The sequence below is a fragment of the Marinobacterium rhizophilum DSM 18822 genome (genome assembly GCF_000378045.1).
GTDB classification, from domain to species: domain Bacteria; phylum Pseudomonadota; class Gammaproteobacteria; order Pseudomonadales; family Balneatricaceae; genus Marinobacterium_A; species Marinobacterium_A rhizophilum.
Map to the genome: position 1 here is coordinate 219794 of NZ_KB899090.1, position 22737 is coordinate 242530.

The 22737-nt window shown below is 57.2% G+C and carries 19 protein-coding genes; 4 read left to right on the forward strand and 15 right to left on the reverse strand.

Translation table 11 applies throughout. The features are described from left to right. Positions 1-307: 307 nt before the first annotated feature. From htpG to F451_RS0102880, 3 genes are all read right to left on the reverse strand, one after another. Positions 308-2233, reverse strand: a complete 1926-nt coding sequence (gene htpG, locus F451_RS0102870; RefSeq protein ID WP_020679849.1) for a molecular chaperone HtpG — start codon at positions 2231-2233, stop codon at positions 308-310. A 131-nt stretch (positions 2234-2364) separates the two neighbouring features. After that, positions 2365-3087: a DUF599 domain-containing protein gene (locus F451_RS0102875; RefSeq protein WP_020679850.1), complete on the reverse strand. Its 723-nt coding sequence runs from the start codon at positions 3085-3087 to the stop codon at positions 2365-2367. Between the two features lie 97 nt (positions 3088-3184). Beyond that, on the reverse strand, positions 3185-4657 hold the full coding sequence (locus tag F451_RS0102880; RefSeq protein WP_020679851.1) for a protein adenylyltransferase SelO: 1473 nt from the start codon (positions 4655-4657) through the stop codon (positions 3185-3187). Between the two features lie 169 nt (positions 4658-4826). On the opposite strand from F451_RS0102880, the gene F451_RS0102885 reads away from it, so the two are divergent. After that, on the forward strand, positions 4827-5144 hold the full coding sequence (locus F451_RS0102885) for a DUF3301 domain-containing protein (RefSeq protein ID WP_020679852.1): 318 nt from the start codon (positions 4827-4829) through the stop codon (positions 5142-5144). 213 nt (positions 5145-5357) lie between these two features. Here the strand turns inward: F451_RS0102885 and F451_RS0102890 are convergent, their stop codons facing one another. After that, the gene (locus F451_RS0102890) at positions 5358-6299 is read right to left on the reverse strand and encodes an SDR family oxidoreductase (RefSeq protein WP_020679853.1); all 942 of its coding nucleotides are present in this window, start codon (positions 6297-6299) and stop codon (positions 5358-5360) included. Positions 6300-6368: 69 nt separating this feature from the next. Further along, positions 6369-6575: a hypothetical protein gene (locus F451_RS0102895; RefSeq protein WP_020679854.1), complete on the reverse strand. Its 207-nt coding sequence runs from the start codon at positions 6573-6575 to the stop codon at positions 6369-6371. A gap of 375 nt (positions 6576-6950) precedes the next feature. Here F451_RS0102895 and F451_RS0102900 point away from each other — a divergent pair, with 375 nt between their 5' ends. Both F451_RS0102900 and F451_RS24630 read left to right on the forward strand, forming a co-directional pair. Next, on the forward strand, positions 6951-7367 hold the full coding sequence (locus F451_RS0102900; RefSeq protein ID WP_020679855.1) for a group II truncated hemoglobin: 417 nt from the start codon (positions 6951-6953) through the stop codon (positions 7365-7367). Next, on the forward strand, positions 7360-8712 hold the full coding sequence (locus F451_RS24630) for a hypothetical protein (protein ID WP_020679856.1): 1353 nt from the start codon (positions 7360-7362) through the stop codon (positions 8710-8712). Before F451_RS0102900 ends, F451_RS24630 begins: the two co-directional genes overlap by 8 nt. A gap of 181 nt (positions 8713-8893) precedes the next feature. On the opposite strand, the gene F451_RS0102910 is transcribed toward F451_RS24630, so the two are convergent. The 10 genes from F451_RS0102910 to sdhC all read right to left on the reverse strand — a co-directional run bounded on the left by F451_RS0102910 (position 8894) and on the right by sdhC (position 21037). Continuing rightward, positions 8894-9472 carry an LON peptidase substrate-binding domain-containing protein gene (locus tag F451_RS0102910; protein ID WP_020679857.1) on the reverse strand — a complete coding sequence of 193 codons (579 nt, stop codon included), beginning with the start codon at positions 9470-9472 and terminating at the stop codon, positions 8894-8896. A gap of 249 nt (positions 9473-9721) precedes the next feature. Further along, entirely contained in the window at positions 9722-10603 is an 882-nt protein-coding gene (gene sucD / locus F451_RS0102915) for a succinate--CoA ligase subunit alpha (RefSeq protein WP_020679858.1), read from the reverse strand. After that, a complete protein-coding gene (sucC, locus tag F451_RS0102920; protein ID WP_020679859.1) occupies positions 10603-11769 on the reverse strand; it encodes an ADP-forming succinate--CoA ligase subunit beta in 1167 nt (388 codons plus the stop codon). The genes sucD and sucC overlap by 1 nt, the downstream gene beginning before the upstream one ends. Positions 11770-11911: 142 nt before the next feature. After that, positions 11912-13351, reverse strand: coding sequence for a dihydrolipoyl dehydrogenase (gene lpdA / locus F451_RS0102925; RefSeq protein ID WP_020679860.1), 1440 nt, complete (start codon positions 13349-13351; stop codon positions 11912-11914). Positions 13352-13393: 42 nt separating this feature from the next. After that, positions 13394-14608, reverse strand: coding sequence for a 2-oxoglutarate dehydrogenase complex dihydrolipoyllysine-residue succinyltransferase (gene odhB, locus F451_RS0102930; protein WP_020679861.1), 1215 nt, complete (start codon positions 14606-14608; stop codon positions 13394-13396). Positions 14609-14659: 51 nt separating this feature from the next. Further along, the gene (locus F451_RS0102935; protein ID WP_026291461.1) at positions 14660-17491 is read right to left on the reverse strand and encodes a 2-oxoglutarate dehydrogenase E1 component; all 2832 of its coding nucleotides are present in this window, start codon (positions 17489-17491) and stop codon (positions 14660-14662) included. 334 nt (positions 17492-17825) lie between these two features. Further along, on the reverse strand, positions 17826-18530 hold the full coding sequence (locus tag F451_RS0102940; RefSeq protein WP_020679864.1) for a succinate dehydrogenase iron-sulfur subunit: 705 nt from the start codon (positions 18528-18530) through the stop codon (positions 17826-17828). Positions 18531-18542: 12 nt separating this feature from the next. Then, entirely contained in the window at positions 18543-20315 is a 1773-nt protein-coding gene (gene sdhA, locus F451_RS0102945) for a succinate dehydrogenase flavoprotein subunit (RefSeq protein WP_026291462.1), read from the reverse strand. Positions 20316-20318: 3 nt separating this feature from the next. Then, a complete protein-coding gene (sdhD, locus tag F451_RS0102950; RefSeq protein WP_020679866.1) occupies positions 20319-20666 on the reverse strand; it encodes a succinate dehydrogenase, hydrophobic membrane anchor protein in 348 nt (115 codons plus the stop codon). After that, on the reverse strand, positions 20660-21037 hold the full coding sequence (gene sdhC / locus F451_RS0102955) for a succinate dehydrogenase, cytochrome b556 subunit (protein WP_026291463.1): 378 nt from the start codon (positions 21035-21037) through the stop codon (positions 20660-20662). The genes sdhD and sdhC overlap by 7 nt, the downstream gene beginning before the upstream one ends. A 413-nt stretch (positions 21038-21450) precedes the next feature. Between sdhC and gltA the strand changes: the two genes are divergently transcribed. Continuing rightward, positions 21451-22728 (forward strand): citrate synthase, encoded by a 1278-nt coding sequence (gene gltA / locus F451_RS0102960; protein WP_020679868.1) that lies wholly within the window; start codon positions 21451-21453, stop codon positions 22726-22728. Positions 22729-22737 lie beyond the last annotated feature (9 nt).

Here is a 22737-nt window from a genome sequence, read left to right on the forward strand (position 1 = left end):
CGCCTCCCGTCGCCGCAGGGGCGCCGGAACAGCAAAGAACTGGCGTTGACAGGGCCTGCTACCATGAAAATTAATGGCGTGTCGAATAACGGACATTGTTGACCTGAGTGCGTTTGAAAATGCAGTTGGTAGAAGCCGAGTGTCACTGATCTGGTGCAGAATTACCAGTATCCTGCGCAGGGATTTGCTGGCGCTGGCACCGTTGTTTCAGCAGGCCGGCCGGCAGCCCGATCAAGCGCCGCGACGCGCTGGCAAATCAGCATAAAAAAAGCGGCCTTGGCGGCCGCTTTTGCATAATGCGAAACGCTTACTGGCTCAGTTCAAGCAGCAGCTTGTTGAGACGGGCCACGTAGGCAGCCGGATCATCCAGCTGACCGCCGGCGGCAAGACCGGCCTGATCAAAGATCACCAGTGACAGTTCGCCAAAGCGGTCTTCATCCGTTTCCTGGTCCAGTTTCTGAATCAGCGGATGTTCCGGATTAAGCTCAAAGACAGGCTTCACTTCCGGAACCGGCTGGCCGGCTGCTTCCATGATACGGCGCATCTGCGCGCCCATGTCGTAGCTGCCCAGCACCACGCAGGCCGGGGAGTCGGTCAGGCGATGGGTAATGCGTACGTCCGACACCCGGTCACCAAGCTGAGTTTTAACGCGCTCAACCAGACCCGCCAGCTCCTTGGCGGTTTCTTCCTGAGCGGTCTTCTCTTCCTCGTTTTCCACCTCGCCCAGATCCAGCTCACCCTTGCTGACGTCCTGGAAGGATTTACCGTCGAAGTCGAAAAGATGGCTCATCATCCACTCGTCAATGCGATCGGTCATGAGAAGCACTTCGATGCCCTTCTTGCGGAAAATCTCGAGGTGCGGGCTGCTCTTGGCGGCATTGAAGGTGTCGGCAACCACGTAGTAGATCTTGCTCTGACCTTCCTGCATGCGCGCCACGTAATCATCCAGGCCGACATTCTGCTCGCTGGTGCCGGAATGTGTCGAGGCGAAACGCAGCAGCTTGAGTATTTTTTCGCGGTTGGCGTGGTCTTCCGCCGGGCCTTCCTTGAGCACCTGGCCGAACTCTTTCCAGAACGTCTGGTACTTGTCGGCATCGTTCTTGGCCAGTTTCGCCAGCATGTCCAGCACGCGCTTGGTCAGTGCGGAACGCAGCTTGTCGACATGCGGGTCCTTTTGCAGGATTTCACGGGAAATGTTCAGCGACAGGTTGCTGGAATCCACCACACCCTTGATAAAGCGCAAATACAGGGGCAGGAACTGGTCAGCCTGATCCATGATGAAAACACGCTGAATGTAGAGTTTCAGCCCACGGGGCGCTTCACGGTTCCACAGGTCATAGGGTGCTTTTTCCGGCACATACAGCAGTGAGCTGTATTCCAGGTTGCCTTCGACCTTGCTGTGGGACCAGCTCAGCGGATCGTTGAAGTCATGCGAAACATGCTTGTAGAACTCGGTGTATTCCTCGTCCGTCAGCTCGTTTTTGCTGCGGGTCCAGAGCGCTGTGGCGCTGTTGACCGTCTCATCCTGCGGCGGCTCCACCGGAGCGGGCTCCTGGCCTTCTTCCGGCTCCTGCGGCTCAGCCGCTTCCTTTTGCATGATCACCGGCAGGGCGATGTGATCGGAATACTTGCGAACCAGCTCGCGCAGGCGCCAGCTATTGGCGAACTCGGCTTCCTCTTCTTTCAGGTGCAGGACGATGGTGGTACCGCGACTTTCCTTTTCCAGCGTGGCGATACTGAACTCGCCCTCGCCCGTGGACGACCAGTGAACACCCTCGGCACTGGAAAGACCCGCACGGCGGGTAAACACATCGACCTTGTCGGCGACGATAAAGGCCGAGTAGAAGCCCACGCCGAACTGACCGATCAGCTGGCTGTCCTTCTTCTGATCACCGGTCAGCTGTGACAGGAAGCCGGAAGTGCCGGACTTGGCGATGGTACCCAGGTGATCGATCACATCCTGGCGGCTCATGCCAATGCCGTTGTCTGCAATCGTGATGGTCTTGGCGTCTTCGTCAAAGCTGACACGGATATTCAGATCGCCATCATTCTCGTACAGGTCTGCGTTGGACAGTGCCTCGAAGCGCAGCTTTTCCGCCGCATCGGACGCGTTGGAAATCAGCTCGCGCAGGAAGATCTCCTTGTTCGAGTAGAGGGAGTGAATCATCAGATGAAGCAGCTGCTTCACTTCCGTCTGGAATCCGAGAGTTTCTTTCTGGGTTTCGGTGCTCATGGATATATAGGCCCTTGGTTCTGCAACAATTTCAGGTAACTCGCCTGTGTTCCAGAGATGGGGCCAGCGATATCGATTTCAAGCCCTCGGTGCAAAGCGGATTTCAATCCGGGTCTGCACAGAGCACTGTTTCAGCGCTCGACCTCGGTGCTCATCATCATGGTCTGCAGCGCCTTGGACACGAACTCACGTCGATACAGGACGATTACAACAATGCCGGACATGAGCATGAACAGCCAGGGATTGATAAACCAGCCCAGCACAGCGATGCAGAAATAGTAGGTGCGCAGACCGGTATTAAAATTATTGGCCGCCAGGGAGGTCATATCAGCAATGCGGTCCGCGTGGGCATGCAGGCGCTGTTCGGAGAGCGACTCGCTCGGCAGAGGTGCACCGCCCACCATGACCGAGGTAAAACCGTACTGACGCAGGCTCCAAGTAAACTTGAAGAACGAATAGACAAACAGCAGGATCAACACCAATAGCTTGATTTCCCACTCTCCGGCCGTGAGTGGGTAAGCGTAGGGGATGTCCCGCACGATGTTCATGGCTTCATCGGCCACATTGAGCAGCGTCATGAGACCGGCCAGAATCAGGATGGTGGTGGAGGCAAAAAACGCCACCGTCCGCTCCAGATTGGCGATGGACGTGGTGTCAGGCACCCTGTTTTCTCGCATCAGCATGTGCCGCATCCATTCCAGCCGGTACAGGTGCATCACGCTCGCCAGGCAGGGTGTAGTCTGCGCCTTGATCCGCGCATAGGTCATATAACCGCGAAAGCACAGCAGGAACCAGCCCAGCGCCAGGAGGTTGACCCACTGCTCCCCCAGAAAACCCGCCACATCCGTTGTCATCAATATCCGCCCGCCTCAGAAAGCACGCCATTGTAAATCAAGGCCCGGCGCGCCTCCACCGAAGCCCAGCAACAAACTGACCGTTATAACTGACGCATCAGGATGAACAGGTGAGGCAGATGGACTCTGCCCAGCCCGGCGGCTGGCCGGCAAAGCGTTCGAACCCGGGTTGCTCGGCAAAAGGATCACGCAGCAGGGTCATGAGGTCGTTTACCGGCTCGAAATCTCCCTGATGCGCCGCACGAATGGCCTCCTCGGCCATATAGTTGCGCAGAATATACTTGGGATTCACCGCCAGCATTCGAACCTGGCGCTGCGCAGCATCGATCTTCTCCCTGCCCAGCCGCGCCTGATACTGCAACAGCCAGTCGGTGACCTTGGCAGGCTCTGGCCAAACGGCCAGGACAGCCTCCAGCGCCGCATCGGATCCGTTGAGCCGGCACAGCGCACGGAAAAAGCGCGTCATGTCGACCCGCTGCTCCGCCATCAGAAGCTTGAGCGCGGACACCAGCGCCGCATCCTCGTCATGCGCCTGGAACAGGCCCAAACGCGCCCGGTAATGCGCCAGCTCAGCCGCTTCATACAGCCCCCCGAAACACTCGAGCTGCGCCTCCAGGTCCGCACGATCGACCAGCGGCAGCAACGCCTGGCCAAGGCAGGCGAGATTCCACAACACGACCCCGGGTTGCGCCTTGAACGCGTAACGTTTCTGATGATCGTTCTGGTTGCTGACATAATCGGTCTGATAGCCATCCATGAAACTGTACGGGCCGTAATCGAAGGTTTCACTGAGCAGTGACATGTTGTCTGTATTCAGCACGCCATGCACGAACCCGTAAGCCTGCCAGCGCGCCACCAGATCGGCTGTACTGTGCAAAACTTGCCTATACATTGACCGATAGGGGTTTTCATCCCCGGCCAGGTGCGGAAAGTAACGCTCGATGCAATAATCAGCCAGCTGCCTGAGCTCGTCATGCATACGGTGATAATAGAAATATTCAAAATGGCCGAAACGGATATGACAGCGACTGACACGCAACAGCATGGCGCAGGGCTCCATCCCCTCACGCATCGTATAATCATCACTGCCAATCAGACAAAGTGCCCGCGTGGTGGGAATACCCAGCCCCTGCATGGCCTCACCGGCCAGATACTCGCGTATGCTCGAACGCAATACCGCACGGCCATCGCCAAAGCGGGAGAACGCTGTTTTGCCAGCCCCCTTCAGGTGCAGATCCCACCGCTCCCCTGCCTGATTGAGCACTTCGCCCAGTAACAGCCCACGGCCATCCCCCAGATCCGGATTGTAGACGCCAAACTGGTGCCCGGTGTATTTCATGGCCAGCGGTTCGGATCCCGGCAAAGGCGCCTGACCACCGAAATACTGCGCCAGCACTTCAGGCGTTACCGTGCACGGATCAAGATCCAGCAAGGCCGCCACCTCAGCATTGAAACTGATCAGGTGGGCGCCTTTAAGCGGCTGCGGCTTAGTGATCTGATAGAATCGCTCCGGCAACCGTGCAAAGCTGTTATCAAAATTCAGGTTTTCCAGGGATCGCAGCACGCTCATGGTGGGTCTCATCAAAACACTCATTGACTGGGGAGCAACTTGGCATGCGCCTGTGTGGCCCCTTTGGACCGCAGCGCCGCCGCAACCCCTATACCCTAGCATTTGTATCAACTATTATCAGCACCCCAATCCGTTTACCCGTGCAAAATCAGCCAATGGATAATGCAATATGAATATCGAGCTGCAGGACCTGTTCTGGCTCAGCCTTGTCACCTTTGTATGCCTGCACTGGTGGCAGGGACAGAAAGTGCGGGAACTGGCACTGCGTGCAGTGCGCAAACGCTGCGACGAACTGGATGTCCAGTTGCTCGATGACAGCGTGGGCCTCAGGGCCATCTGGCTCAAGCGCGATGTGCGGGGCAGCCTGCGCTTCTGGCGCAGCTACCAGTTTGAATTCACGGCGACCGGCGAAAACCGCTATCGTGGTCGCGTGGTGACACTGGGGCAGCAGGTGCTGTCCATTGATCTTGATGCGCACCGGTTTTGATTCCGGTTCTGCCTGAGTGCGAATGAGACCTCGCCATACCTGTTCATTCCGTTGTCCTGTTATGGCGCTACGCCATCATACCGCACATGGACAACCCGGCTGTCCTGATAAATAGCCCATATAAAAACCTGGCCGGCGCCATATAGAGACAACCAGGAGTCTTCTGATCTTCACGTAAGCCTGTCAGTCGAATTGAACGCCAGGCCTAACCTTTCATCTGATATTCAAGCTGGCGCGGTACCACTCGACGGTTTCCCTGATGGCTACTTCATGGGGTGTACTGTCGTTGCCAAACCGGTCTTCGTATTTCTTGTGGTCGACGATGTATTGCTGCTCCCATTCATACATCATCTCTTTCATCTCTTTCAGCATGGGATTGAAAACACCCAAAAACGAAACCATGCGCTTCCCGGCAGACCGTATCTTTACCGGTTTCTGTAGGTATTCTTCGACAAGTGAAACCAGCTGCCGCGTTGTAACGGTTGGCGGATTGGCGACATGCCACACCTGGCCAAAGGCGTCGTCCTGATCACTCAGCCTGACCAGCGCCCTGGCGAAGTCTTTTATATAGGTATAGGTATGCGGCAGATCCACATTACCCAGCAAGTTGGCTGGTTTCCCGGTCAACGCCGCCTTGAAAAACATTTCACCAAAGGCGGAATTCGTGACCAGGGGCCCATAAAAGTCAGACGCTCTTGCAATCACCACCTTCACATCGGCCTCACTCAACAGTATCTGCGCCATGGACGCCCTTACCTTTCCCTTGTGACCGGTTGCGTTATACGGAAGCGACTCAGTTAATGGCAGGCCTTGAGTATCGCCGTACCCATACAGATTATCTGCATAAATTAGTCTACAGCCCGCCCGTTTCACTCCATCAAGGATTCCCCGCGTCAGTGACGGGAATTTTTCGGGCCATTTTGTATAAGTCGGCATTGCGCAATGAAACACGGCATCCGCACCTTTACAAATCTCATAGACCTTTGCAGAATTGCTGGCATCTCCCTCGATGACCTTTATCCGGGCCGGAATCTCATGATCCACTTTCCCGCTTCGATTAACGACAGTGACCTCCTTGTCTTGTTCGAGCAGCATTTGAGCAACCCATAATCCAAGAGGCCCAGTACCGAAGACGATGTTCCTTTGGTTCTTCATAAATATCCTTGTATTCGAAAGAGGATTCAGCGGCTGGAAGACCGAATATAAAGTAATTAGCGCTTAGGGTCAGGCCTTGAAACTGAATAATGCAGGCTCAAGAGCTCGGTTGTAGTTTTCGCCCCCTATCGACCCGAACACCCGCCACGTCGCATAACGCAGCGACAGCGACAGCGACAGCGACAGCGACAGCGACAGCGACAGCGACACAGTACGCGCAAAGGTTCGCACGTGCTCGCCGCTGAGCCACAGGTTTTCGAGTGCTCCACGACTCATGCACGCCGGCCCGCACGCAATGCGTCTCGGCATAGCGAACCTCGTCGGGCGAATACGCACCCATCCCCACCAGCAAGACGGTGTGAAGGTACCTGAATAAAGTGACCCGCTGGTTGCAGTGACGCTTGAATTGTCGATACGGGCGCGTTTGGGTTGACGCGCAGCAGTGCAGACCTTGTCTTGCGGCGCTTCGGCCAGTCGACGGCGGTGGGCCGTCCGGCTACCGTCTCCGGAATTGCACCGAACGCCCCGTGGTAACCCACGACCCTGGCAGAGGCAACGCTGCCTTAAACTCGGTGCGCACCGGTTTTGATTCTGGTTCTGACACGGCCCTCACCGTACAATAGCTGCCACCTTCCCTGTCCAAGTCGTGCCATGCAGATTTCAGAACCCGGCCAGCCCCGTTACGGCGATGGCGATACATCCTACCAGGCCACCGGCGGCATTGCGGGCATCCGTCGCCTCGTTGATGCCTTTTACGACCAGATGGAATCCCTGCCGGAGGCGGCCGAGATCCGTGCCCTGCACCCGCGCAATCTCGACGAGTCGCGGGACAAGCTCAGCTGTTTTCTGAGCGGCTGGCTCGGTGGTCCCAAACTGTACCGCGAGAAATATGGCCCGATCAGTATTCCCGCCGCTCACGCGCACCTGGGTATTGGCAGCCAGGAACGCGATGCCTGGCTATTGTGCATGGAAAAGGCGCTGGATCAGCAATCCTGGCCCGAGGGCTTCAAACACTATCTGCTGCGTGCTCTGAGCGTACCCGCCGAGCGCTGCCGCACCCGTGACTGAACCCGAACTCTGTCGCCGGAACCGCGGAGACCTGACCGGCTGGACTGGCACTCGGCTGGCCGGCTGGCTCTTGCTCGGTGCGGCCCTGTGCTCGATCCTCGGCGCCCTTGCCGCATTTCCGCCACCCGAGCTTGCGGGCACACTGGCCTGGTGTGCCGGCATCCTGCTGTTCCGTCGCCTGGGCGGACTACAGCGCGCACAGGTGCTGCTGATGCTGAGCGTGGGCGGTGCAGGTCTACTGCTGGCAGCATACCAGGGCGAACTGCTCGTATACGGCGCCCGAGCGCTGGCCAACAGTCAGGTACTGATCGCCATGCTCGTCGCGGTGGGCTTTTTGCGCCTGGTCGCTTTGCCCGCGACAACCGCAAGCCCAGACCTTCCCCAAGGCCGGGCAGCCCTGTGGAAGACCCTGTTCGGCACCCACCTGTTCGGCGCTGCGATCAATTTTTCGGCCCTCACCCTTATTGGCGATCGCCTGCACAGCGCACATCCACTGCAGCCAACCCAGGCCCTGGCGCTGTCCCGCGGCTTTGGACTTGCTGCCCTCTGGTCGCCTTTTTTTGTCGCCATGGGCATTGCGCTTACGCTGGCACCGGGCGCCAGCCTGCTGCCGCTAAGCTTGGGTGGCCTCGCGGTGGCGCTCCCTGCCCTGTTGCTGGCCGGATACAGTCTGGGTCGGCGGGACGATAGCCACACCTTTGCCGGCTACCCGCTTCAGTTCGATTCGCTGCGCATACCCCTGGTACTCGTACTGCTGGTGATGGCCGGACATCAGTTGCTGCCAGGACTCGGCATCCTGAGTCTGATTACAATCTGCGGCCTGACTCTGCCCTGGCTGGTACTGGCCGTTAAATCACACCGCCAGGGCCTGCGACGCTACCGCGATCATATCGAGCAGGCAGTGCCCGCAATGCATAGCGAGCTACTGCTTTTTCTGGCTGCCGGCGTACTGATGGCCGGCATTTCGGCGCTGGTGCATTTTAGTGGCGTCACGCTGTCACTGCAGCACTTTGGCGCGACGCAAGCAGCGGGCCTGGTTGGACTCAGCGCGCTGGCGTCCATTATCGGCATTCACCCGGTAATCACCGTCAGCAGCCTGGCCGGCATGCTGATGCCCGTGGTAACAGACCCCAACCTCCTGGGCCTCAGCATTCTGATGAGCTGGTCACTGGGCGTGATTGTCTCGCCCTGCTCCGGCACACACCTCGCCATGCAGGGGCGTTTTAACCTTAATGCCTTTCGATTTTTTAGCTGGAACTGGCGCTTTGGTCTGGGTCTTTATGGCCTGGACTGCCTGGCGTTATTTGGCTACGAAGCGCTTTCAGCCTGTCGGACTTACCACTGATCTACTGTGGAAAAGCCGAATTTGGACATTTTACGTACTCTTTTTTGTTAAATAGAACCACTATTCGCCTCAAAAGAGCTCAAAAACTACCGCAAATCGGTCTTTCCCTCGCTACGATCGGCCAAGCCCGACAGGCTGCTAGCAGCCTGAACAGGACGCCATTGGAAAACGTCAACAGCCCCTAATGCTCCCAGTCAATGGAGTCATGAATCAGCTTGAGACGTGCCACCGGGCTGTCACAGCTCAGCAGCTCCTGCTTGTCTTCGGCGGAAAACGGCAGCCAGTCGGCCAGGCGATAGGCCACCACAACCGCATCATCCGTGTCGGTGTCCGCCGCAAAGGGGGCGAACGAGGGATGTTTGAGCATCTGACGCAGCAGCTGCTGCAATGACTGGTATTGCGCAGGCACAGCTTCGGCAGCCTCCAGGTCCAGCCAGTCGCAATCCCCCAGCAGCAGGTTATCAGGCTGCACCTGCACAGGCCCGATACGCACTCGACGCAGCCCCTGTACCACAATACCCAGTCGCTCATTGGGGAGTTGATCCCAGTCGATAATCTTTCCATAGACGCCAATATCGTAAAACGGCGTCTGTCCGTTCACGGCCGCCTGATCGACACGGGTCTGCACGATGACAAAACCGCTCTGGTGACGGAAGGAATCCGACACCATCTGCAGGTAGCGCGGCTCAAAAATCTGCAAGGGCATGCGACTGCCTGGAAACAGCACCACGGGCAGCGGAAACAGGGGCAGAATATCCATCGGACCTCCAGACACTTCACCAGCCAGGCATACAAGCAACAACCACCAAGACGGACAGCCCTGGCAAGCCGCCTGTTCAACCTTAGCGTAGCAACAGCGAGAGCGGCAATGAGGGATGCGACGCTACGCCCGGAATATGAAACACTCCACAGCCAAGCGGCAGGGGCGAACATGCATCGAATCCTGATCCGCAGGCACAAAAAAGGCAGCCGAGGCTGCCTTTTTTAATCGCCTGAAATCAGACGATTTTTACTTGATTTCCCAACCGGTGATCTCAGCAAGAGCCTTGCCGATGTCAGCCAGGGAACGTACGGTCTTGACGCCAGCGTCTTCAAGCGCAGCGAACTTCTCGTCCGCAGTACCCTTGCCGCCGGAGATGATCGCACCCGCGTGGCCCATGCGCTTGCCGGCAGGAGCCGTAACACCCGCGATGTAGGACACAACCGGCTTGGTCACGTTTGCCTTGATGTAGGCAGCAGCTTCTTCTTCAGCGGAGCCGCCGATTTCACCGATCATGACGATCGCTTCGGTCTGCGGATCATTCTGGAACATTTCCAGAATGTCGATGAAGTTGGAACCCGGAATCGGGTCACCACCAATGCCGACACAGGTAGACTGGCCGAAGCCTGCATCTGTGGTCTGCTTGACCGCTTCATAGGTCAGGGTGCCTGAACGGGACACGATGCCAACCTTGCCCGGCAGATGAATGTGACCCGGCATGATGCCGATCTTGCATTCACCCGGCGTGATCACGCCCGGGCAGTTCGGGCCTACCAGGCGTACGCCCAGCTCGTCACACTTGACCTTGCACTGCAGCATGTCCATGACCGGAATGTGCTCGGTGATGCAGACAATCAGCTTGATGCCTGCATTGGCAGCTTCCAGGATGGAGTCCTTGCAGAACGGAGCCGGTACGTAGATCACGGAGGCGTCAGCGCCAGTCGCGTCAACGGCTTCCTGCACGGTGTTGAACACCGGCAGACCCAGGTGCTCGGTACCGCCCTTGCCCGGTGTAACACCACCGACCATCTTGGTTCCGTACGCAATCGCCTGCTCGGAGTGGAAGGTACCCTGGCCACCGGTGAAACCCTGGCAGATGACCTTGGTGTCCTTGTTGATCAAAATCGACATTATTTACCCTCCGCTGCTTTAACCGCCTGCTGAGCACCGTCGGTCAGGCTGGTTGCTGCAATGATATCCAGTCCGGATTCAGCCAGACGCTGTGCACCGAGTTCCGCGTTGTTGCCTTCAAGGCGCACAACTACGGGCACGTTAACGCCCACTTCCTTAACCGCACCGATGATACCGTCGGCAATCAGGTCACAGCGCACGATACCGCCGAAGATGTTGACGAATACCGCTTTAACATTGTCGTCAGACAGGATGATCTTGAACGCTTCAGTGACACGTTCCTTGGTAGCGCCACCGCCAACGTCCAGGAAGTTGGCCGGCTGGCCGCCGTGCAGCTTGACGATGTCCATGGTACCCATGGCCAGGCCTGCGCCGTTAACCATGCAACCGATGTTGCCATCCAGCGCAACGTAGTTCAGATCCCACTCAGCCGCACGGGCTTCGCGAGCATCATCCTGGGACGGATCGTGCATTTCCAGCAGATCCTTGTGACGGTACAGAGCATTGCCGTCCAGAACGATTTTGGCGTCCAGGCAGTGCAGGTTACCGGCTTCGGTGATAACCAGCGGGTTAATTTCCAGCAGTGCCAGATCCTTTTCTTCAAACATCTTCGCCAGACCCAGGAAGATGTTGACGAACTGCTTGATCTGATCGCCCTGAAGGCCCAGCTTGAACGCCAGGTCGCGGCCCTGGTAAGGCTGCGCGCCAGTCAGCGGATCGATGGTTGCCTTGAGAATCTTTTCCGGAGTCTCTTCTGCAACTTTCTCGATCTCGACACCACCTTCGGTGGAGGCCATGAACACGATGCGACGTGAAGAACGGTCTACAACCGCACCCAGGTAAAGTTCCTGAGCGATATCGGTGCAGGTTTCAACCAGAATTTTGGAAACCGGCTGTCCGTTGGCATCAGTCTGGTAAGTCACCAGGTTTTTGCCCAGCCACTGTTCTGCAAATGCACTGGCTTCTTCGGGAGATTTGATCAGTTTGACGCCGCCGGCCTTGCCTCGGCCACCGGCATGCACCTGAGCCTTAACAACCCACTGGCTGCCGCCAATTTTCTTCGCTGCTGCAGCTGCGTCTTCCGGAGTATCTACCGCGAATCCTTTGGAAACCGGCAGACCATAGGTGGCAAACAGCTGTTTACCTTGGTACTCGTGAAGGTTCATGCTCTTGTCCGTTGTCTGGTCAATTATGAATACTGTATCCGCTAGGCGAGCTTACAGTATTCGTGCTCACTCGTTTATACGACAAGCGTCTAATAAGAGGCGCCGGAGGATATCCGGCCCCTCATAAACCCCTTTTAGAGGCTTATTTCTTTTTGCGGTTGGCAATATGAATCGCGTGGTTGTCCACTGCCAGAGCCGCTTCGTGCACTGCTTCGCTCACGGTCGGGTGCGCGAACATGGTCAGCTGCAGGTCTTCGGTCGTGGAGCAGAACTCCATTGCGATGACGCCCTGGGCAATCAGCTCGGAAGCGATGCCGCCGACGATGTGCACACCCAGAACGCGATCGGTCACTTCGTCAGAAATGATCTTGACGAAACCGTCGGTATCGTTGGATGCCATGGCACGACCGGAAGCCGCAAACGGGAACTTGCCGGACTTGTATTTTACGCCCGCCGCTTTCAGTTCCTGTTCGGTCTTGCCGACCCAGGCCAGTTCCGGATGGGTGTAAATGATGTTGGGAACCACATCGTAGTTCACCTGCGCCTTGTGGCCCGCCACGATGTCGGCAACCATGATGCCTTCTTCAGAGGCCTTGTGCGCCAGCATCGGCCCACGCACCGAATCACCAATGGCGAAAACGCCCGGCATGTCGGTACGGCACTGTTCGTCAACCTTGATGAATCCGCGCTCGTCCATCTCAACACCGCTGTCGCCGGCCAGCAGGTTCTGGGTCAGCGGGCGACGGCCAACAGCCACGATCAGCTTGTCGACAATGATTTCCTTGTCGCCTTCAGCATCGGTGAACTTCACCTTCACTTCCTTGCCATCCAGGATCTCGGTACCGGTCACACGGGCACCCAGGCGAATGTCCAGGTTCTGCTTCTTGAGCAGTTTGGCGGCTTCTTTCGCAACATCCTGATCGGCCAGGGCCAGGAAGCTATCCATGGCTTCCAGTACAGTGACTTCAGATCCCAGACGGGCCCACACAGAACCCATTTCCAGGCCGATGACACCGGCACCGATAACGCCGAGGCGTTTCGGGGTCTCATCGATGTTCAGGGCTCCGGCGTTGTCCAGGATCAGACCTTCGGTCAGGGGTGCAGGCGGAATGTTCACCGGCACGGAGCCGGACGCCAGGATCACATTTTCAGCCGCGTGTACGCTGACGGAACCGTCGGCGGCAGTGACTTCAACCTGTTTGCCAGCCAGCAGTTTGCCAGCCCCCTGCAGCAGGGTTACGCCATTGGCCTTGAACAGACCCGCGATGCCGCCGGTCAGGTTTTTGACGATGGTGTCCTTGCGGGCAACCATCTGTTTCACATCCATCTGAACATCGCTGACGTTGATACCGTGAACAGACGCCTTCTCTTTCACGTCATGGTATTTGTGCGTCGATTCCAGCAGCGCCTTGGAGGGAATGCAACCCACGTTCAGGCAGGTGCCGCCCAGTACAGGAACACCCTTGCCATCAACCCACTTCTCGACACAGGCAGTTTTCAGACCCAGCTGAGCTGCACGAATCGCGGCAACGTAGCCGCCAGGGCCCGCGCCAATAACAATAACGTCAAATTTATCAGACATATCTTCCTATCCTTAAATGCTCTCGAAGTACTGTGGGCTGCCTTAAACGTCCAGCAGCATGCGAGCAGGATCTTCCAGCAGATCCTTCAGAGTTACCAGGAACTGAACAGCCTCTTTACCATCGATCATACGGTGGTCGTATGACAGCGCGAGATACATCATCGGCAGAATGACGACCTGACCGTTGACCGCCATAGGACGCTCCTGGATCTTGTGCATGCCGAGGATCGCAGTCTGTGGCGGATTCAGGATCGGTGTCGACATCAGGGAACCAAACACACCACCGTTGGTGATAGTGAAGGTACCGCCCTGCATGTCATTCAGGCCCAGTTTGCCATCACGGCCACGCTTGCCGAAATCGGCAATGGTGGACTCGACATCGGCCAGACTCATGCTGTCGGTATCACGCAGTACCGGCACCATCAGGCCACGATCGGTGGATACGGCGACGCCGATATCCTGGTAACCGTGGTAAACCATGTCGTTGCCATCGATGGAGGCGTTGACCGCCGGGAAACGTTTCAGCGCTTCGGTAGCCGCCTTGACGAAAAAGGACATGAAGCCCAGACGGGTGCCGCCGTGAACTTTTTCGAACAGGTCCTTGTACTGCTTGCGCAGTTCCATGACCGGCTTCATGTTGACTTCGTTGTAGGTTGTCAGCATGGCAGCGTTCTGCTGTGCTTCGACCAGGCGCTTGGCGATGGTAGCGCGCAGACGAGTCATCGGTACGCGTTTCTCAACCCGCTCTCCGGCAGCAACGCTGACGGTAGCAGCCGGTGCCGGAGCCGCTTTGGCCGCAGCTGGTGCAGGCGCTGCAGCAACCGGAGCCTGGGCGCCGGACTTGATGAAGTTCTGTACGTCTTCCTTGGTAATGCCGCCGCCCTTGCCGGTGCCGGCAATCTGACTGGCATCCAGATTGTTCTCAGTGATCAGCTTGCGTGCAGCCGGGCCGACCTTGTCGGTATCGCCACCGGCAGCCGTTTCGGCTGCAGGCGCAGCATCGGCACTGGTACCGGCAGCGCCGGCTTCAAACTGTGCAATGACTTCATCGCTGAGGACGGTTTCGCCTTCACCCTTGAGAATTGACGTAATCACACCGTCAGCCGGTGCAACCACTTCCAGTACAACCTTGTCGGTTTCGATATCGACAATCAGCTCATCGGCCGCACAGGCTTCGCCCGGCTGCTTGTGCCAGGTGGTTACTGTGCCGTCTGCGACGGATTCCGGAAAAGTCGGGGCTTTGATTTCGATGGACATGTTGTTTCCTTTTGTGCTCCGCAAGGTCGTATCCCGCGATACGACCTGTCATTAACCGTTGAGTGCTTCGTTGACCAGCGCATCTTGCTGTTCGATGTGCACCGAAATATGACCCACCGCAGGCGCCGCCGCATGCGGACGTCCGACACCATGCAAGTGCAGCGCAGGATTGTGACGCTGCAACACGTTGCGCATGTGATGCTGACTGCAGTACCAGGCCCCCTGGTTCATCGGCTCTTCCTGACACCAGACGACAGATTCCAGATTGGTGTAGCCGGCAATCGCTTCTTCCAGGGCCGCTTCCGGGAACGGATACAGCTGTTCGATGCGCACAATGGCAACATCTTCCAGGCCCTGTTCGGCGCGGCGGTTGTACAGATCGTAATAGACCTTGCCACCACACAGCACCAGACGCTTCACCTTGGCGGCATCCTGCTGATCCACTTCGCCGATAACCGGCAGGAAAGTGCCTTCGGCCAGGTCTTCCAGCGTCGATACCGCCTGCTTGTGACGCAGCAGGCTCTTGGGCGACATGACAACCAGCGGCTTGCGCAGCGGACGGGCAACCTGACGACGCAGCAGGTGGTAAATCTGTGCCGGCGTGGTCGGTGTGCAAACCTGGATGTTGTGTTCTGCACACAACTGCAGGAAGCGCTCCAGACGGGCAGAGGAATGCTCCGGCCCCTGGCCTTCAAAGCCGTGCGGCAGCAGCATGGTCAGACCACACAGACGGCCCCATTTCTGCTCACCACTGGTGATGAACTGATCGATCACCACCTGGGCACCGTTGGCAAAGTCACCAAACTGGGCTTCCCAGATCACCAGTGCATTCGGGATCGTCGTGGCATAACCGTATTCGAACGCCAGCACTGCCTCTTCCGACAGGTAGGAGTCCAGAATCGTCATGTTCGGCTGATCCTCCGCCAGATTTTTCAGCGGCACGTAGCAGCTGGCATCTTTCTGGTTGTGCAGCACCGCGTGACGGTGGGAGAACGTGCCGCGACCCACATCCTGCCCTGTCAGACGAATGGGATAGCCTTCGGCCAGCAAAGTGGCGTACGCCATGGTCTCGGCGAAGCCCCAGTTGAGCGCCATTGCACCAGCGGCCATGCGTTTGCGATCTTCATAGATCTTCTGCACCTGGCGCTGCACGGCAAAGCCTTCCGGCGTTTCGCAAACCTTGTTCGCCAGTTCCTGCAGCAGCTTCATGTCGACCCGGGTATCGCACTCAAAGGACCATTCATGGCCCAGGTACGGACGCCAGTCAACGAACAGCTCGGTATTGGGCTCGAGCACCAGTGACTTGGCGACATGATCGCCATTTTCCAGCGCGCGACGGTATTCCTGCTCCATCGCCTTGCTTTCATCGGCGTCGATGACACCCGCTTCAATCAGGCGCTGCGCATAGAGTTCGCGGGTGGTCTTCTGGGCCTTGATCTTGGCGTACATCAGCGGCTGGGTACCGGAGGGCTCATCCGCTTCGTTATGACCGCGGCGGCGGTAGCACACCAGGTCGATAACGACGTCCTTCTTGAACTCGTTGCGGTAATCCAGTGCCACCTGGGTGACAAAGCTGACCGCCTCGGGATCGTCGCCGTTAACGTGCAAAATCGGCGCCTGGACCATTTTGGCCACATCGGTGCAGTATTCGGTCGAACGCGCGTCTTCCTTGCGGGACGTGGTAAAACCGACCTGGTTGTTGATCACGATGTGAATGGTGCCACCGGTCTTGTAGGCACGGGTCTGGGACATCTGGAATGTCTCCATTACCACACCCTGACCGGCAAAGGCCGCATCACCATGGATCGACACCGGCACGACCGTACTGCCGACGGGATCTTCACGACGATCCTGACGCGCACGCACCGAGCCTTCGACTACCGGAGACACGATCTCCAAATGCGACGGGTTAAACGCCATGGCCAAGTGAACTTCACCACTTGCCGTCATCACGTTGGACGAGAAGCCCTGGTGGTATTTGACGTCACCGGAAGAAGAAATCATCTTCTTGCCTTCGAATTCGCCGAACAGCTCGGCCGGATTCTTGCCGAAGATGTTCACCAGCACGTTCAGGCGACCACGGTGCGCCATGCCGATGACCAGCTCCTTGGCGCCATCGCGACCTGCGCGCTGTACCAGCTCATCCATCAGCGGAATCAGCGCTTCGCCGCCTTCCACGCCAAAGCGCTTGGCGCCGGCATAGCGGGCACCGAGATACTTCTCCAGTCCCTCGGCCGCGGTCAGGCGCTCAAGAATATGCTTGCGCTCCTGCGGCTCCAGGGTTGGATGGCAGCGCACCGGCTCGAGGCGCTGCTGCAGCCAGCGTTTTTCCTGGGTATCAACGATGTGCATGTACTCGGCACCCACAGTGGTGCAGTACGTGCGTTTCAGATCCTCAACAATCTGTTTCAGCGGTGCTTCTTCGGTGCCGAAGAACAGTGAACCCAGCTGAAACACAGTGTCATAGTCCGCTTCGCTCAGCTCGTGAAAACGCAGGTCCAGATCGGGTACCGGCTCACGCTTGTGCAAGTTAAGCGGGTCAATATCCGCGGCCTGATGTCCGCGCACACGGTAAGCATTGATCATCCGCAGGACACGCACCTGCTTCTTTTCATGCTCAGACGAGACGCTGCTGACTTCAACCGGACGGGATAATCCCTGGTTTTTGGATAGATAGAGGAAGTGTTCACGGATCGGAGAATGAGGCACATCCTGAGATATGTGCTCGCCGACCTTTGGGAGCCGGTCAAACTCTTCGCGCCATTCGTGGGGAACGGCGTTTGGATCCATAAGGTAGGTTTCGTAAAGTTGTTCAACGTATGAAAGGTTGCCACCGTATAGGTGGGCGTTCTTCCATAACAGCTCCATTACGCCATCTTGCATTCTTTGATCACCCTGGCTCAAGGCGTACATCAGCACGAAAGGTTGCACCAAGTCCTTTCGTAACATCCGCTGGATGCCACCTTTTTGTTACCGTTTTGTGTCGCCTCACGCCTATTAAGAAAGCGCATAAACGCGGGGCAGTATTGTACGCCTTTTGTGACAGGCTTTACACATCAAAGCCGCGCGGCATTCGACAAAAAAACTTAATCAACCGGTGCATATTTCTATGCTCTTGCCAGCTGACAATTTTCCGACCACTCGAACCGGACGCCCCTTGATGTGCTGCACGCTACCAAAAAAAAGCGGCACCACCGGTGCCGCCTTTTTTGTCGGATCAGGTCGCCTGTTGTAGCAACATATTCCGGATTTTGCCGATTGCCTTGGTGGGGTTAAGCCCCTTTGGACAAACGCTGACACAGTTCATGATGCCGTGGCAGCGGAAGACGCTGAACGGATCATCCAGTTCGGCCAGACGCTCCCGGGTCGCGGTATCACGGCTGTCCGCCAGGAACCGGTAAGCCTGCAACAGGCCGGACGGCCCGACAAACTTGTCCGGATTCCACCAGAAGGACGGGCAGGCAGTGGAACAGCATGCACAGAGAATACACTCGTACAGACCATCCAGCTCAGCACGCTCTTCCGGCGACTGCAGACGCTCGATCGCCGGCGCCGGCGTATCGTTGATAAGGAACGGCTTGATCTTCTCGTACTGCTTGTAGAACTGCCCCATGTCGACCACCAGGTCACGAATGACCGGCAGGCCCGGCAACGGGCGCAAGACAAGCTTGTCCTTTTCCACCACCGCCGACAGCGGAGTGATGCAGGCCAGACCATTCTTGCCGTTCATGTTCATGCCATCGGAGCCACACACGCCTTCACGGCATGAGCGACGGTAGGCCATGGACGGATCCTTATCCTTCAGAAGCTGCAGCAGATCCAGCACCATGATGTCCTTGCCACCCGGGATATCAATATGGATATCCTGCATGTAAGGCGCATCGTCGGTCTCAGGATTGTAGCGATATACACTTACCAGCATCGTAACAGCCCCTTAGTAAGTTCTGATTTTCGGCGGAAAAGCTTCCATGGTCTTGGGCGCAAAGTTCACCGCACGCTTGGTGATGCGCTTTTCTCCCGGAATGAACAGGGAGTGACACAGCCAGTTTTCGTCGTCACGCTCGGTGAAGTCATTACGCGCATGCGCACCGCGGGACTCCTTGCGGACCTCAGCAGCAATGGCAGTCGCCTCAGCCACCTCCATCAGGTTTTCAAGCTCCAGGGCTTCGATACGCGCGGTATTGAAGGCGCCGGACTTGTCTTCCAGATTCAGGTTGGCAACGCGCTCACGCAGACCCTTGAGCAGCTCAAGACCCTTCTGCATGCTTTCGCCATCACGGAATACGCCGAAGTACAGCTGCATGGTGCTCTGCAGATCCTTGCGAACCTCAGCCACACTTTCACCACCAGTGCTGTTGTTGAGACGATTCAGACGTGTCATGGCCGCGTCGATGTCAGCCTCGGTCGCATCCAGGCACTCATAGCCTGCCTGCAGCTGTTTCTCGATCTGGATACCGGCCGCACGACCGAACACCACCAGGTCGAGCAGCGAGTTACCGCCCAGACGGTTGGCACCGTGAACCGATACGCAAGCCACTTCGCCGCAGGCGAACAGACCATCGATGATGGTGTCGTTACCGTCAGCATCAAGGCCAATGGCCTGACCGCCGATGTTGGTAGCGACGCCACCCATCATGTAGTGACAGGTCGGCACAACAGGGATCGGCTCTTTCACCGGATCCACGGCAGCAAAGGTCTTGGCCAGCTCACAGATACCCGGCAGACGGGAGTGCAGCACCTCTTCGCCCAGGTGATCCAGCTTCAGGAAAACATGGTCTCCATCCGGGCCGCAGCCACGGCCGTCGAGCAGTTCCAGAATCATGGAGCGCGCAACCACGTCACGACCGGCGAGGTCCTTGGCGTTCGGCGCATAACGCTCCATGAAGCGCTCACCATCCTTGTTGATCAGGTAACCGCCTTCACCACGGCAACCTTCAGTGACCAGCACGCCGGCACCGGCAATGCCGGTCGGATGGAACTGCCACATTTCCATATCCTGCGCCGGCACGCCTGCGCGCAGCGCCATGCCCATGCCGTCACCGGTATTGATCAGCGCATTGGTGGTGGACGCATAAATGCGACCCGCACCGCCAGTTGCCAGTACCGTAGCCTTGGCCTTGATGTAGACGGTTTCACCCGTCTCGATGCAGATGGCAATACAGCCCACCACAGCACCTTCGGCATTCTTCACCAGATCAACGGCATACCATTCGTTCAGGAACACGGTGCCGGCTTTCAGGTTAGCCTGATAGAGCGTGTGCAGCAGGGCGTGACCGGTACGGTCGGCCGCAGCACAGGTACGCGCCGCCTGACCACCTTCACCAAAGTTCTTCGACTGACCGCCGAACGGGCGCTGATAGATGCGACCCACTTCAGTACGGGAAAACGGCAGACCCATGTGGTCCAGCTCAAACACTGCCTGGGGACCAACAGAACACATGTACTCGATCGCATCCTGGTCACCGATATAATCGGAACCCTTGACGGTGTCGTACATGTGCCAGCGCCAGTCATCATTCGGATCAGCACTGGCAATCGCACAGGTAATGCCGCCCTGGGCGGACACTGTATGCGAACGGGTCGGAAACACCTTGGTGACACAGGCCGTATTCAATCCGGACTGAGCCAACTGCAGTGCTGCACGCATACCCGCACCACCGCCACCGACTACAATTGCGTCGAAAGTTAGCGTACGCAGCTTAGTCATCGCTTAGATACCCCACAGAATCTGAATGCCCCACACGACATAAATAAAGGTCAGCAGACCACACACAGACTGGAACAGAAAACGCGCACCAGTCGGCTTAATGTAGTCGGTCGATACTGACCAGAGCCCGATCCAGGCATGTGCTGCCATGGAAAACAGAGCCAGCAGGGTAAAAATGCGCATTGCGGTGCCTTCAAACAGTGCATGCCACTGCTCAAACGTTAGCTCGTCACCGAACGCCAGGTAGACAATCATGAATACCGCATAGGCGACCAGAACGACAGCAGTGACCCGCTGCACCATCCAGTCATACAGGCCGCTACGGCCAAAACTCGTGATACTGGTTACCATACCCAAACCCCCACCAAAAGGATCGACACACCGCCGGCAATCAAGGTTGCCTTTGCTGCCAGCTGACCGCTTTCCAGTTCTTCAAAGTAGCCAGCGTCCATCAACAGATGCTTGACGCCCGCGAGGCAGTGGTATACCAGTGCTGACAGCAATCCCCACGCTATCAGTTTTGCAAAGAAGCTGTCTTCAAACATGACAACTGCTTCGTTAAATCCAGCCTCGGATTCCAGTGACAATCCCAATGCATACAACATAAAGATGGCGCCGAAGAACAACGCGACACCCGTGATGCGATGCAAAATTGAAGAGATCGCCGGAAGGGGCTGTTTAATAGTTCGCAGATCTAGGTTTACAGGTCTTTTTTTGTTCACGGCTCTAGTTCACACTTGGCTGTTCTATTGCAGAACAGGGTTGCTAGGAAGTGCTCAGAGAGTAAATACCCCTGTCGTCGAAGCCGCGAAAACCATCGTTGGCGCCGCAACTTCGGCTCGAGAGTATAAGCATTCCCCCCACACATTACAATGAAACTGCAGCCTCTCAACGCATCCGGATCGCCCGCCAACCCGCATTTGCACGGCACTTACAACTAATGTCCAATACGCGCAAGCCTGTCTAGACATGGCATTATCGTTTTTTTGCTGCACTGCGAAGATAAGACCCATTCGCCCAATTGACAATCCCGCTTCAATCTCTATATTGGGTGGGTCCAATCGGGTCTAGATATTAAAATGCGGCATGCCACTTGCGTGCCACTGAAAAATTACGACGAGAATAGGAGCTGAAAATGGCCGACATGAAAGCACGGTTGACAGTCGACGGTCTTGAAGAAGCTATCGAATTGCCTGTTTATTCCGGCACAGAAGGCCCTGACGTAATCGACGTCCGCCCGCTCACCGGCAAGGGTCTGTTCACGTACGACCCCGGCTTCGTCTCCACAGCCGCCTGCGAATCCAAAATCACCTACATCGACGGCGACCAGGGCATACTGCTCCACGGCGGTTACCCCATCGAACAACTGGCCGACAAATCCGACTACCTGGAAGTGTGCTACCTGCTCCTCAATGGCGAACTCCCCACGCCGGAACAGAAAGAAGAGTTCGTGCGCATCGTCAAGAACCACACCATGGTTCACGAACAGATGAGCCACTTCTTCAACGGTTTTCGTCGCGACGCGCACCCCATGGCCATCATGGTCGCCTGCGTTGGCGCCCTGTCCGCCTTCTATCACGACTCCCTGGACATTAACGACGCGCACCACCGCGAAGTCTGCGCCTTCCGTCTGATCGCGAAGATGCCGACGCTGGCCGCCATGTCCTACAAGTACTCAATCGGGCAGCCGTTCATGTACCCGCGCAACGATCTGGGCTACGCCGAAAACTTCCTGCACATGATGTTCGGCACACCCTGCGGGGAATACAAGCCCAATCCGGTACTGGCCAAGGCCATGGATCGCATCTTTGTACTGCATGCCGACCATGAGCAGAACGCGTCAACTTCCACCGTCCGCCTGGCAGGCTCCTCTGGCGCCAACCCCTTTGCCTGCATATCGTCCGGCATCGCGGCACTCTGGGGACCGGCTCACGGCGGCGCCAACGAAGCCGTGCTGACCATGCTAGAAGAGATTGGCGACGAAGCAAATATTCCCGAGTTTGTTGCCCGCGCCAAGGATCCTGAAGATGCGTTCCGTCTGATGGGCTTCGGCCACCGCGTCTACCGCAACTTCGACCCTCGCGCCAAGGTCATGAAGGCAACCTGCGACCAGGTACTGACAGAACTCGGCGTCGACAACGAACCCTTGCTGAAGATCGCCAAGCGCCTGGAACAGATCGCACTCGAAGACCCGTATTTTGTCGAGCGCAAACTGTACCCCAATGTCGACTTTTACTCCGGCATCATCCTCAAGGCCATTGGCATCCCAACCAGCATGTTCACCGTGATTTTCGCACTGTCACGCACCATCGGCTGGATCTCCCACTGGAGCGAGTTCCACAGCAGCCCGAACCGTATCGGCCGCCCGCGCCAGCTTTACACTGGCCCGAAAAAACGCGACTACCCGCTCTGACAGCAAGAC

Excerpts from the sequence above, each read along its gene's own strand:
- F451_RS0102900 (WP_020679855.1), top strand. The coding sequence starts at position 6,951 with ATGCAGATTTCAGAACCCGGCCAGCCCCGTTACGGCGATGGCGATACA.
- F451_RS0102875 (WP_020679850.1), bottom strand. The coding sequence starts at position 3,087 with ATGACAACGGATGTGGCGGGTTTTCTGGGGGAGCAGTGGGTCAACCTC.
- sdhD (WP_020679866.1), bottom strand. The coding sequence starts at position 20,666 with ATGGTAACCAGTATCACGAGTTTTGGCCGTAGCGGCCTGTATGACTGG.
- sucD (WP_020679858.1), bottom strand. The coding sequence starts at position 10,603 with ATGTCGATTTTGATCAACAAGGACACCAAGGTCATCTGCCAGGGTTTC.
- gltA (WP_020679868.1), top strand. The coding sequence starts at position 21,451 with ATGGCCGACATGAAAGCACGGTTGACAGTCGACGGTCTTGAAGAAGCT.
- htpG (WP_020679849.1), bottom strand. The coding sequence starts at position 2,233 with ATGAGCACCGAAACCCAGAAAGAAACTCTCGGATTCCAGACGGAAGTG.
- odhB (WP_020679861.1), bottom strand. The coding sequence starts at position 14,608 with ATGTCCATCGAAATCAAAGCCCCGACTTTTCCGGAATCCGTCGCAGAC.
- F451_RS0102880 (WP_020679851.1), bottom strand. The coding sequence starts at position 4,657 with ATGAGCGTGCTGCGATCCCTGGAAAACCTGAATTTTGATAACAGCTTT.
- F451_RS0102940 (WP_020679864.1), bottom strand. The coding sequence starts at position 18,530 with ATGCTGGTAAGTGTATATCGCTACAATCCTGAGACCGACGATGCGCCT.
- lpdA (WP_020679860.1), bottom strand. The coding sequence starts at position 13,351 with ATGTCTGATAAATTTGACGTTATTGTTATTGGCGCGGGCCCTGGCGGC.
- F451_RS0102885 (WP_020679852.1), top strand. The coding sequence starts at position 4,827 with ATGAATATCGAGCTGCAGGACCTGTTCTGGCTCAGCCTTGTCACCTTT.
- F451_RS0102895 (WP_020679854.1), bottom strand. The coding sequence starts at position 6,575 with ATGAGTCGTGGAGCACTCGAAAACCTGTGGCTCAGCGGCGAGCACGTG.
- F451_RS0102890 (WP_020679853.1), bottom strand. The coding sequence starts at position 6,299 with ATGAAGAACCAAAGGAACATCGTCTTCGGTACTGGGCCTCTTGGATTA.
- sucC (WP_020679859.1), bottom strand. The coding sequence starts at position 11,769 with ATGAACCTTCACGAGTACCAAGGTAAACAGCTGTTTGCCACCTATGGT.
- sdhA (WP_026291462.1), bottom strand. The coding sequence starts at position 20,315 with ATGACTAAGCTGCGTACGCTAACTTTCGACGCAATTGTAGTCGGTGGC.
- F451_RS0102910 (WP_020679857.1), bottom strand. The coding sequence starts at position 9,472 with ATGGATATTCTGCCCCTGTTTCCGCTGCCCGTGGTGCTGTTTCCAGGC.
- F451_RS0102935 (WP_026291461.1), bottom strand. The coding sequence starts at position 17,491 with ATGCAAGATGGCGTAATGGAGCTGTTATGGAAGAACGCCCACCTATAC.